This window comes from Cellulophaga omnivescoria, from assembly GCF_027915275.1.
GTDB classification, from domain to species: domain Bacteria; phylum Bacteroidota; class Bacteroidia; order Flavobacteriales; family Flavobacteriaceae; genus Cellulophaga; species Cellulophaga omnivescoria.
The window spans coordinates 118,369-130,109 of sequence record NZ_CP115819.1 but is presented as its reverse complement, the minus strand read 5'-3'; the positions used below and the strand labels follow the sequence as shown (position 1 = coordinate 130,109).

The following is an 11,741-nucleotide window of genomic DNA, read 5'->3' as shown; positions in this document are numbered from 1 at the left end:
AAATAAATATTGTTTTATATGTTTCTATTAAAGATATTTGCAAAAAAATATTTTAATAATAGTACTTATGAAAGTAAATAAATTATTTGCGGGCTTATTTTTAACTAGTTTAGTTTTTACTTCTTGTTCATCTGATGATAATGGTGATGGTGGTGAAGTTAATAATGTTGTTGCTCCATCAACTTATGTATTTGAACACAATAATGAAAGTTCTGTAAACTTTGGAGGTCAAACTACAAGAATAAAAATGGCAGAAGAATTTATATCTGCTTTATTGGATAACACAAGAACAGAAGAAGAATTAGATGCTATGTTTGCTCATGAAGAGGGAGCATTAGATTTTTCGGATGCAGATTTAAATAATTCAGACAAAAGTATACGCAGCAAAATAGCAGCATCTTCAGATTATTTTTCTACTAATACTACAGCTTCTATTGTAATAAAAGAAAATTTTGACAATTGGATTAATGCACAAGTAACTGAAGTTTTTCCTAAATGGGATGACGATGCTGTTGCAGGTAGCGCAGGTAAAATACAACAAGCTGGAGGTGGCTCTACAAGATATGTGAATGGTAAAGGTTTAGAATATAACCAGGCAATTGCAAAATCTATAATTGGAGGTTTAATGGTAGACCAAATGTTAAACAATTATTTAAGTACTGCTGTTTTAGATGAAGGTACTAATGTAGCAGATAATGATGCAGGTATTTTAGTAGACGGTAAAAACTACACAAATATGGAGCATAAGTGGGATGAAGCTTATGGGTACTTATATGGGAATGAAGATAATCCTGCTCTTCCAGAATTAGGTAAAGATAGCTTTTTAAATAAATATGTAGCAAGTGTTGAAGCCGATTCAGATTTTACAGGAATTGCTAACGACATATACGAAGCATTTAAATTAGGTAGAGCTGCAATTGTAGCAAAAGATTATGCGGTTAGAGATGAGCAGGCAGAAATTATAAGAGAAAAAGTTTCTACTGTAATAGCTGTTCGTAGTGTTTATTATTTACAATCTGGAAAAGAAACTTTAGAAAGTGATAAAGCAGCTGCTTTTCACGGTTTGTCAGAGGCCATAGGATTTATAAACAGTTTACGTTTTACAAGAGATAATATTACAAATTCTTCTGTAATAGATGCTACTACAATTGATGGTTATTTGGAGACATTAATGGCAAATAACGGTTTTTGGGATGTTACCCCAGCAACTTTAGATCAAATTTCTGATGAAATTGCTGCAGCATTTGGTTTTACAAAAGAACAAGCTGCAAACTAAAATGTTATAACCTAAGAGCTTATTTTAAAAAAGTAGTTGTAAATGGTTATTTTATGACTACTTTTTTTTATTTTTGCCTTTTATTTAGAATAAATAAAATTAAGGATAAATGAAGAGAGTAATTTTTGTTTTTGTAGCTGCATTAACAGTTTATGCCTGTAGCTCATCAGATGATAGCACTGGTACAACTAATAATGGTAAAGACGACTTTAACAGGGGAGAGCTGTTGGCTAATATTGCAGATAATATAATTATTCCTGCTTATGAAGATTTATCTACTAAGCTTAATAATTTAGAAGATGAAAAAAATATATTTATTGCTTCGCCATCAGAAACTAACTTAGTTACCTTAAGAGAAAAATGGTTATCTGCATACAAGGTTTGGCAATCTGTAGAAATGTATAACATAGGTAAAGCAGAAGAAATTAACTATGGTTTTCAAATGAACATCTATCCAACTACGGTAGAGGATATTGAAAGCAATGTTAGCTCTGGGACTTATGATTTAACGCATCCTAATAATAATGATGCAGTTGGTTTTCCTGCTTTAGATTATTTATTAAATGGATTAGCAAATACCGATACTGAAATTGTAGAAAAATATACAAATACTACTTCTGGTGATGGTTATAAAAATTATATGTCAGATGTGGTAAACCAAATGAATACATTAACCAATACCGTATTAAATGATTGGAAAAATGGGTTTAGAGACACATTTGTTGCAAGTACAGAAAATACGGCAACAAGCTCATTTAACAAGTTGGCTAATGATTTTGTTTATTATTTTGAAAAAGGATTAAGAGCTAATAAAGTAGGGATACCTGCGGGAGTTTTTTCTACGGAACCATTACCAACAAAAGTAGAGGCTTTTTACAGTAACGAAAATTCAAAAGATTTGTTAGTTGCTGCACTAGAAAATATTAAGAACTTTATTAATGGCAAAGCTTATAACTCTACTGCTACAGGAGTAGGTTTTGCAGACTATTTAGATTATTTAAATAATATTACACAGGGAGAAGATTTAAACGTTGCCATTAATAATAAAATTGATGATGCAAGCGCTAAGGTTTTAACTTTAGATGCTAGCTTATCTAACCAAGTAGAGACAGATAATGTAAAAATGACAGAAGCTTATGATGCTTTACAAAAAGTTGTTGTTTTAATAAAAGTAGATATGTTGCAAGCTTTTAGTGTAAGTGTAGACTATACAGATGCAGATGGAGATTAATACACTAAAAAACTAATATTTAAAGATTCTCTAAAACATTAGAGAATCTTTTTTTGTATAAAAATGATAGCTAATTTAAAAACATACTTAGACAAAACAAGCCATATAGCCCCTTTGGCAGTATTTAGAGTTTGTTTTGGTGCCTTACTATTTTTAAGTATTATTAGGTTTTGGGCTAAAGGATGGATTTATGACCTTTACATTCAGCCTAAATTTCATTTTACGTATTATAATTTTGAATGGGTAACTCCTTTAGGTAGCTACACCTACATTTTATTTGTTATTTGCGCAATAACAGCAATATTAGTAGCCATTGGTTATAAATATAGGTTAGCTATTATTCTATTTTTTTTAAGCTTTACTTACATAGAGTTAATGGATAAAACTACTTATTTAAATCATTACTATTTTGTAAGTGTACTAAGTTTTTTAATGATTTTTTTACCGGCAAACGCATATTTTTCTGTAGACTCTTACATAAAAAAAAGAGCATACAATTATGTGCCTAGCTATGCTATAGACAGTATAAAATTGCTGTTAGCCATAGTATATTTTTATGCAGGATTAGCAAAAATAAATTCAGATTGGCTTTTTAGAGCTATGCCTTTAAAAATATGGTTGCCGTCTAAGTATGATGTGCCTTTTATAGGAAATTCTATTTTGCAACAAGAGTGGGTTCATTATTTTATGAGTTGGTCTGGTATGTTGTACGACCTTTTGATACCTTTTTTGCTATTTTATAAGAGAACCAGACTTTTAGCATTTGTTGCTGTAGTTATTTTTCATTTACTAACTAGGGTTTTGTTTCCAATTGGTATGTTTCCTTATATAATGATAGTAAGTAGTCTTATTTTTTTTAGTGACAACTTTCACATCAAGATTATTAATTATGTAAAAAAAGTAATTTTTAAGTTACCCGTTACCATAGGTAAAAATGTAACTATTATAAAAGATCAAAATATATTCTCAAGAAGTAAAAAGAAATTAACATTAGGAGTTTTAGCTGTGTTTTTTATTATTCAGTTGTTATTTCCTTTTAGGTATTTACTATATCCCGGAGAACTTTTTTGGACAGAGGAGGGATACCGTTTTTCTTGGCGTGTAATGCTTATGGAAAAAATGGGCTATGCTAATTTTAAAATTGTAGATAGCGTTTCTAAAAAACAATTTTATGTGAACAATGCAGATTTTTTAACTCCATTTCAGGAAAAGCAAATGAGTACCCAGCCTGATTTTATTGTGCAATATGCACATTATTTAGGTGATCATTTTAAAGAACAAAACCATAAAAATATACAGGTTTATGTAGAGAGTTATGTAGCACTTAACGGCAGGTTAAGTAAACCCTACATAAACCCAAGTGTAGACCTTTACCAACAAAAAGATTTATTTAAGCACAAAACGTGGATTTTACCATTTAACGATGAAATTAAAGGATTTTAAAATAGTAGTACTACTTATATTTTGTAACGCATCTCTTTATGCTCAGTATAAAGTTTCGGGAACCGTTACATCTAAAGAAAATAACGTACCTATAGGTGGTGTAGAAATTTATAATAAAGCCAAGGGTAAGGTTTCTGTTACCAATAATAAAGGCTACTATGAGTTTATTACAGACGAGAAACAATTAGAAATTGTATTTTTTTCTTATGAGTATAACATAGAGGAAGAAATTGTAAATGTAGTAGGTAGTACTATATTAAATAAACAATTATCTGCTGTAGAAATAGAACTAACAGAAGTAGAAGTTGTAGCCAGGAAAGCTCAAATTTTTAATTTAAAACGGTTAGAAGATGTTGTAGGTACATCTATATATGCAGGTAAAAAAACAGAGGTTGTTTTGGTAAATGAGTCTGTAGCAAATTTAGCCTCTAATAATGCTAGGCAAATATATAGTCAAGTTGTTGGTTTAAATATTTTTCAGAATGATGATGCTGGCTTACAGTTAAACATTGGAGGTAGGGGATTAGATCCAAATAGAACATCTAACTTTAATACAAGGCAAAATGGTTATGATATTAGCGCAGATGTTTTAGGTTATCCAGAGAGTTATTATACACCACCAGCAGAGTCTTTAGAAGAAATACAAATTATTAGAGGAGCAGCGTCTTTACAGTACGGAACCCAGTTTGGCGGACTGGTTAATTTTGTTACTAAAAAGCCAAATTCAACTAAAGAAATAGAAGTTTTAACAAGAAACACTGTTGGCAGTAATAATTTGTATACTAATTATACAAGTGTAAGTGGTACAAAAAATAAGGTTAGTTATTATGCTAGTTTTAATTTTAAGCAAGGAGACGGTTTTAGACCAAATTCTTACTTTAACTCTAAAAATGCATTTGCACATATGGGTTATCAATTATCTGATAAAACAAAATTAGAGGCAGAAATAACGTATTTAAATTATTTAGCACAACAGGCAGGTGGCTTAACTGATGCTATGTTTGCAGAAAATCCATACCAAAGTAATAGAGCAAGAAACTGGTTTGCTGTAAATTGGTTATTGTACAACGTAAAACTTAAGCATAATTTTACAGAAAACACAAGTTTATTATTTAACTTTTTTGGGTTAAATGCTTCTAGAGATGCATTGGGTTTTAGAACTAACAGAGTAAACCAAGTAGATACAAATGAAGAAAGAGATTTAATTACTGGAGATTTTAAAAACTTTGGTTTTGAGGCTAAGTTGTTAGACAAGTATACGTTTTTTGGAAAAAAAGCAACCTATTTAATAGGTACTAAATTTTATAAAGCAAATAATACATCGGTGCAAGGGCCAGGAAGTAATGGTAGTGATGCTAACTTTTCTTCTGCAATAAATGATTATCCAAATTACCCTTCGCAGTCTAATTATAAAAATCCTAATTTAAATATTGCCTTTTTTGGAGAAAATATATTTTACTTAAGGGATAATTGGTCTCTAACACCTGGTTTAAGAGTAGAATATATAAAAACAGAGAGCGACGGTTTTTTTAAAAAAATAAATACTGATGCAGCAGGTAATGTTATTTTAAATGAAACGGTAGAGAGTAATGATAGTAATAAAAGATCATTTTTATTAGTTGGTTTAGGAACTAGCTACAAGCCTAATAGGTTTATAGAAGTTTATGGTAATGCTTCACAAAACTACAGATCAGTAACATTTTCAGATTTAAATATAGTGAACCCTTCTTTTAGAATAGGAGATTTATCCGATGAAAAAGGATATACTTTAGATCTTGGTCTTAGAGGTAATTATAAAAACTATATCTCTTACGATGCAGGTGTTTTTGGTCTTTTTTATAATGATAGAATAGGTTTAGTTACCAAGGCATTAGATGATGGTAGTGTAGTGCAAGAGAGAACAAATGTAGGAGATGCACGTATTGTAGGAGTAGAGTCATTGGTAGATTTTAACCTTAAAAAAATACTCAACTTAAATAGTAATTATAGTTTTAATTATTTTATAAATACATCTTTTATAAATTCTGAATACACAAAGTCTCAGCAAAATGGCATTAAAGGAAATAGAGTAGAGTTTGTTCCAGATTTAAATTTAAAAACGGGAGTAAAGTTTGGTTGGAAAAATTTACTAACCAGTATTCAATATACTAGTTTAACTCAGCAATACACAGATGCTACTAACTCCAATGAACCAAGTTTAAGTGGTGTAAATGGTATTATACCTAAATATAACATTTTAGACTTGTCTTTGTCTTATAGATATAAATTTTTAAAGCTAGAAACAGGTATAAATAATTTGCTTGATGAAGCCTATTTTACAAGAAGGGCAACTGGTTATCCAGGGCCTGGTATAATTCCTTCGGCTAACAGAAATTACTATGCTACATTAGAAATTAAATTTTAATAATGAAGTACAACGGATTACTAAGTACATTTCCATCAGAAATAAAATTATTTATAGGAACCTTTGTGGTTATTTTATCTATTGGTTATTATACAGGGCTACTATTTGTTAATGAAACTACAGATGCTAAACCATCTGGTATTACTGAAAACTATTTGGGTAATGAGGAAGATGAAGATGCAGAGGTAATGAAATTTAAAAAAAGTAGCCGAGAAATGCTTACTACCGTACATACGCATATATTGTCTATGTCTTTAATATTCTTTTTATTAGGAGGTTTAGTGTGGCTTACCAAACTGCCAAAAAAACTAAAGCTATTTTTAACTATAGAGCCGTTTTTGTCTGTATTGCTAACATTTGGAGGTATTTATTTGTTATGGTCTGGTTTATTTTGGATGAAATATGTGATTATGCTATCTGGTGCATTAATGACGCTTACGTTTACATTATCCGTTTTAATTGTTATTTCACAGCTATTTAATAAGTAAACTATATTTTAAATTATAGTTTTTAGTTTCAGAATTGTAAGATTAAAGTATTATAAATTTTCACTTCAATTTTTTTAGAATAGTTAATAGTTTTTAAAACCTGTAGTATGCTGTATTTTATGTGGTAGCTTATAAAAATTATAAAAAGGAGTAAGTAGGTCTTACTATAACTGCTTTAAAAACATTTTTTATTTAAGTGCAAGAGAGGTGTAACTATGCTATGTAAACGTTAAGAAAACATTGTGAAAACTCTTATTGGTAAATATGTGGCTGTTTACATTTATAAATTGTATATTTGCACGCAATTAATCCTTAATTGCTATGCAAGCTCACCTAAATAAAATTGTTGGAGAAGGTCTTACTTATGATGACGTACTCCTTGTTCCTGCTTTTTCAGAAGTACTTCCAAGAGAAGTAAGTATAAAAGCAAAATTTACCAGAAATATAACTATAAATGTACCAATTGTCTCTGCGGCAATGGATACTGTAACAGAATCTCGTATGGCTATTGCTATGGCGCAAGAAGGTGGTATTGGAGTGTTACATAAGAATATGACTATTGCAGAGCAAGCAGCAAAGGTTCGTAAAGTAAAGCGTGCCGAAAGTGGTATGATTATAGACCCAGTAACTTTACCTTTAAACTCTGTTGTACGCGATGCAAAAGCCAATATGAAAGAGTTTAGTATTGGAGGTATTCCTATAGTAGATGAAGAGGGAAAATTAATAGGTATTGTTACTAATAGAGATCTTCGTTTTGAAAAAAATAATGACAGGCCAATTTCTGAAGTAATGACTTCTAAAAACTTGGTAACTGTTAGTGAAGGTACTTCTTTAGCGCAAGCAGAAGATATTTTACAAGAAAATAAAATTGAAAAATTACCTGTTGTAGATAAAGACAACAAATTGGTTGGTTTAATTACTTTTAGAGATATTACAAAGCTTACGCTAAAACCAATTGCAAATAAAGATACGTATGGTAGATTAAGGGTTGCTGCTGCTTTAGGCGTTACAGCAGATGCTGTAGAGCGTGCAGAGGCACTAGTTAATGCAGGTGTAGATGCAGTAATTATAGATACAGCTCACGGTCATACTAAAGGTGTGGTTTCTGTTTTAAAAGAAGTAAAAAAGAAATTTCCAAATTTAGAGGTTGTAGTAGGTAATATTGCAACTGCAGAAGCGGCTAAATATTTAGTAGAAGCGGGTGCAGATGCTGTAAAAGTTGGTATAGGACCAGGATCTATATGTACAACCAGAGTTGTTGCTGGTGTTGGTTTTCCTCAATTTTCTGCTGTTTTAGAAGTTGCTGCCGCTATAAAGGGTAGTGGAGTTCCTGTAATTGCAGATGGCGGAATTAGATACACTGGTGATATACCTAAGGCTATTGCTGCAGGTGCAGATACTGTAATGTTAGGTTCTCTATTGGCGGGTACTAAGGAATCTCCAGGAGAAACTATTATTTACGAAGGAAGAAAATTTAAGTCTTACCGAGGAATGGGTTCTGTAGAAGCTATGAAACAAGGTAGTAAAGATCGTTATTTCCAAGATGTAGAAGATGATATTAAAAAGTTAGTACCAGAAGGTATTGTAGGACGCGTACCTTATAAAGGTGAGTTGTATGAGAGTATTCATCAATTTGTTGGTGGTTTACGTGCTGGTATGGGGTATTGTGGAGCTAAGGATATAGAGACTTTAAAGGATACAGGTAAATTTGTTAAAATTACCGCTAGCGGTATTAATGAAAGTCACCCTCATGATGTTACTATAACTAAAGAATCTCCTAATTATAGCAGATAATTTTTGATTATGATAATTTAAATGCAGCATAACTTTTTAGTTATGCTGCATTTTTTTTGGCGAATATTTGTATTTGTATTTATATTAATCGTAATATTGCAATAAACAAATTAAGTTATGGGTTTAGCAAAAACAGAAATATTTACAGGAGACCAAAACCAGATAGCAATTTATGCTAAAGCCTTTAGTCATCCTGCACGGGTGGCAATACTGCAGCATTTATTTAAAATAAATACATGTATTTGTGGAGATTTGGTAGATGTAATTGGTTTGGCACAACCTACAATTTCTCAGCATTTAAAAGAATTAAAGTTATTAGGACTTATAAAAGGTAATGTAGAGGGTACCAGTGTTTGTTATTGTATACACCCAGAAAATTGGACTAAGATGAAAACAGTAATGAACCAGTTTTTAGATCAAGATTTAGAAGGAAATAATAGTTGTTGTTAAGTTTAATTTAAAATAATATTTATATGAAATTATCAGAGGTTAAAGCAAATTTAAAAAGCTTAGAAAAAATAGCATTTCAATTACCAAACGGAGAATTAGTGCCTAGTCATTTTCATGTAACAGAAGTAGGTAAGGTAACTAAAAACTTTATTGATTGTGGTGGTACTGTAAGAAATGAAGAGGTTGTTAATTTTCAATTGTGGAATGAGCAAGATTACGATCATAGATTGCATCCGGAAAAATTAGTCAACATAATAGAATTGTCAGAAAACGTACTTGGTATTCCAGATTTAGAGGTAGAAGTAGAATATCAAGGAGATACTATTGGTAAATACGGATTAGATTTTGACGGAACTAACTTTTTACTTACATCAAAATTAACAGATTGTTTGGCAAAAGATAAATGTGGTATTCCAGAAAAAAAAGAAAAGGTAAAGCTTGCAAGTATACAAGCATCTGGTAATAGTTGTGCTCCTAATTCTGGTTGTTGTTAAAATGGAATTTATACCAATTTCTAAAGCTAATTACTCTAGTGTAGCCAAAATATATCAAGATGGTATAAGCACTGGTGTAGCAACTTTTGAAACTAAAGTTCCAACTTGGGATGTGTGGAGCAAAGCTCATTTACCATTTGGGTGTATTGCATTGTTTACTAATAAAGGTACTATGCAAGGTTGGGCTTCTTTAGCAGCAGTTTCATCTAGGTGTGTTTATGGTGGTGTAGCAGAAGTTAGTGTTTATGTGGCAGCTAATGCCAGAGGCAAAGGTTATGGTAAATTACTGCTAAAACAATTAATAACTATTAGTGAGGAAAATAATATTTGGACGTTACAAGCTGGTATTATGAGGGCTAATAAAGCTAGTTTGCACTTGCATAAAGAATGTGGTTTTAGAGAAATAGGTTACAGAGAAAAAATTGGTAGGCTTAACGGTAAGTGGCTAGACAATATAATTTTAGAGCGCAGAAGCGCAATTGTGGGAATTTAAAAAGTTTAAAAATGATTTTTGAAGAAATTAACTCCTTTATTGGTGATTTAAAAAAAGTAGAAGTTAGTAATGAGCGTAAAGCAATTTTACAACCATTGGCAGATTACATACAAGAAAAAGCAACTAAAAATGAAGACATACGTTTAAATTTTATTTGTACACATAATTCTAGAAGAAGTCACTTGTCTCAAGTATGGGCGCAAACAATGGCGGCTTATTTTAATCTTAATAATGTTACGTGTTATTCTGGTGGTACAGAGGCTACGGCTCTTTTTCCTATGGTAGCAACAACATTAACTAATGCTGGTTTTAAAATTGAAAAACTAGCGGATACTAAAAATCCTATTTACAGCATTAAATACGGTGTTAATGCAGCACCTATTATTGGCTTTTCTAAAAAGTATGATGCAGAATTTAATCCTGCTTCAGAATTTGCTGCAATTATGACTTGCTCGCAAGCAGATGGTGGTTGTCCGTTTATTGCAGGTGCAGAAAAACGTGTTCCTATAACTTTTGAAGATCCAAAAGCTTTTGATGGTACACCACAACAAGCAGAAAAATACCAAGAAAGAAGCACGCAAATTGCTGCAGAAATGTTTTATATCTTTTCAAATATTAAGAAATAATGGCGGGTAAAAAATTAAGTTTTTTAGATAGTTACTTAACATTGTGGATTTTTATTGCAATGTTACTAGGTGTAGGTATAGGTTATTTTGTACCAAGTTTTCCGGGGATTATAGATTCTTTTAGTAGTGGTACAACAAATATTCCAATAGCAATTGGGCTAATAGTAATGATGTACCCACCACTGGCAAAAGTAAATTATGCACTCCTACCAAAAGTGTTTAAAAACACAAAAATATTATCTATTTCTTTAATTCTTAACTGGATTATTGGACCTGTATTAATGTTTTTCTTGGCTATAATTTTTTTACAAGATTATCCAGAATATATGGTTGGACTTATTTTAATAGGTTTAGCGCGTTGTATAGCAATGGTTCTTGTATGGAATGATTTAGCAGAGGGTAGTAGTGAGTACGGAGCTGGTTTAGTGGCTTTAAATAGTATTTTTCAAGTTTTTGCATATAGTTTTTATGCGTGGTTGTTTATTACTGTTTTACCTCCTTATTTTGGTTTTAAAGGTGCTATTGTAGACATTTCGGTTGGAGCAATTGCAGAGAGTGTAGCTATTTACTTAGGAATTCCTTTTCTGCTTGGTATTTTAAGTAGATTAATACTAGTTAAATTAAAAGGAGAGGAATGGTACAATACTAAGTTTATACCAACAATTTCACCCTTAACCTTAATTGCATTACTGTTTACTATTGTGCTAATGTTCTCTTTAAAAGGAGAGTTAATAGTAGAAATACCTATGGATGTAGTAATTATTGCTATACCATTATTAATATACTTTACATTAATGTTTATAATTGGTTTTTTCTTTACAAAAGCAACAGGTGCTAGTTACGATAAAACTACAGCAGTTGCATTTACAGCTGCCGGTAATAATTTTGAGCTTGCTATTGCTGTTGCTATTGCTGTTTTTGGATTAAATTCTGGTCAGGCTTTTACTGGTGTAATTGGACCCTTGGTAGAAGTACCAGCATTAATTCTATTAGTTAGAGTATCTTTTTGGTTTAGAAAAAAGTATTTCGCTAAAGCGTAAAC

At 31.2% G+C, this 11,741-nt stretch carries 11 protein-coding genes; all 11 read left to right on the top strand.

The features are described from left to right. The first annotated feature begins 67 nt into the window (after positions 1-67). Entirely contained in the window at positions 68-1,276 is a 1,209-nt protein-coding gene (locus PBN93_RS00575; protein WP_271081181.1) for a DUF4856 domain-containing protein, read from the top strand. Between the two features lie 109 nt (positions 1,277-1,385). Then, the gene (locus PBN93_RS00570) at positions 1,386-2,507 is read left to right on the top strand and encodes an imelysin family protein (protein ID WP_271081180.1); all 1,122 of its coding nucleotides are present in this window, start codon (positions 1,386-1,388) and stop codon (positions 2,505-2,507) included. A gap of 63 nt (positions 2,508-2,570) precedes the next feature. Beyond that, positions 2,571-3,950 carry an HTTM domain-containing protein gene (locus PBN93_RS00565; RefSeq protein WP_271081179.1) on the top strand — a complete coding sequence of 460 codons (1,380 nt, stop codon included), beginning with the start codon at positions 2,571-2,573 and terminating at the stop codon, positions 3,948-3,950. Then, entirely contained in the window at positions 3,931-6,354 is a 2,424-nt protein-coding gene (locus tag PBN93_RS00560) for a TonB-dependent receptor domain-containing protein (protein ID WP_271081178.1), read from the top strand. The genes PBN93_RS00565 and PBN93_RS00560 overlap by 20 nt, the downstream gene beginning before the upstream one ends. Before the next feature lie 2 nt (positions 6,355-6,356). Further along, positions 6,357-6,842, top strand: a complete 486-nt coding sequence (locus PBN93_RS00555) for a hypothetical protein (RefSeq protein ID WP_077398426.1) — start codon at positions 6,357-6,359, stop codon at positions 6,840-6,842. A 321-nt stretch (positions 6,843-7,163) separates the two neighbouring features. Next, complete coding sequence (gene guaB / locus PBN93_RS00550) at positions 7,164-8,636, top strand: IMP dehydrogenase (RefSeq protein WP_271081177.1); 1,473 nt, start codon at positions 7,164-7,166, stop codon at positions 8,634-8,636. Positions 8,637-8,753: 117 nt separating this feature from the next. Continuing rightward, positions 8,754-9,086, top strand: a complete 333-nt coding sequence (locus PBN93_RS00545; RefSeq protein WP_271081176.1) for an ArsR/SmtB family transcription factor — start codon at positions 8,754-8,756, stop codon at positions 9,084-9,086. A 23-nt stretch (positions 9,087-9,109) separates the two neighbouring features. Continuing rightward, a complete protein-coding gene (locus PBN93_RS00540) occupies positions 9,110-9,580 on the top strand; it encodes a DUF6428 family protein (RefSeq protein WP_077398420.1) in 471 nt (156 codons plus the stop codon). A gap of 1 nt (position 9,581) precedes the next feature. Continuing rightward, positions 9,582-10,073, top strand: a complete 492-nt coding sequence (locus tag PBN93_RS00535; protein ID WP_077398418.1) for a GNAT family N-acetyltransferase — start codon at positions 9,582-9,584, stop codon at positions 10,071-10,073. An 11-nt stretch (positions 10,074-10,084) separates the two neighbouring features. Beyond that, positions 10,085-10,699 carry an arsenate-mycothiol transferase ArsC gene (locus PBN93_RS00530; RefSeq protein ID WP_077398416.1) on the top strand — a complete coding sequence of 205 codons (615 nt, stop codon included), beginning with the start codon at positions 10,085-10,087 and terminating at the stop codon, positions 10,697-10,699. Continuing rightward, positions 10,699-11,739, top strand: coding sequence for an ACR3 family arsenite efflux transporter (arsB, locus tag PBN93_RS00525; RefSeq protein WP_077398414.1), 1,041 nt, complete (start codon positions 10,699-10,701; stop codon positions 11,737-11,739). Before PBN93_RS00530 ends, arsB begins: the two co-directional genes overlap by 1 nt. Positions 11,740-11,741 lie beyond the last annotated feature (2 nt).

What these genes read in the sequence shown, in the direction of transcription:
- PBN93_RS00575 (WP_271081181.1), top strand. Translation starts at nt 68, where the DNA reads ATGAAAGTAAATAAATTATTTGCGGGCTTATTTTTAACTAGTTTAGTT.
- PBN93_RS00570 (WP_271081180.1), top strand. Translation starts at nt 1,386, where the DNA reads ATGAAGAGAGTAATTTTTGTTTTTGTAGCTGCATTAACAGTTTATGCC.
- PBN93_RS00565 (WP_271081179.1), top strand. Translation starts at nt 2,571, where the DNA reads ATGATAGCTAATTTAAAAACATACTTAGACAAAACAAGCCATATAGCC.
- PBN93_RS00560 (WP_271081178.1), top strand. Translation starts at nt 3,931, where the DNA reads ATGAAATTAAAGGATTTTAAAATAGTAGTACTACTTATATTTTGTAAC.
- PBN93_RS00555 (WP_077398426.1), top strand. Translation starts at nt 6,357, where the DNA reads ATGAAGTACAACGGATTACTAAGTACATTTCCATCAGAAATAAAATTA.
- guaB (WP_271081177.1), top strand. Translation starts at nt 7,164, where the DNA reads ATGCAAGCTCACCTAAATAAAATTGTTGGAGAAGGTCTTACTTATGAT.
- PBN93_RS00545 (WP_271081176.1), top strand. Translation starts at nt 8,754, where the DNA reads ATGGGTTTAGCAAAAACAGAAATATTTACAGGAGACCAAAACCAGATA.
- PBN93_RS00540 (WP_077398420.1), top strand. Translation starts at nt 9,110, where the DNA reads ATGAAATTATCAGAGGTTAAAGCAAATTTAAAAAGCTTAGAAAAAATA.
- PBN93_RS00535 (WP_077398418.1), top strand. Translation starts at nt 9,582, where the DNA reads ATGGAATTTATACCAATTTCTAAAGCTAATTACTCTAGTGTAGCCAAA.
- PBN93_RS00530 (WP_077398416.1), top strand. Translation starts at nt 10,085, where the DNA reads ATGATTTTTGAAGAAATTAACTCCTTTATTGGTGATTTAAAAAAAGTA.
- arsB (WP_077398414.1), top strand. Translation starts at nt 10,699, where the DNA reads ATGGCGGGTAAAAAATTAAGTTTTTTAGATAGTTACTTAACATTGTGG.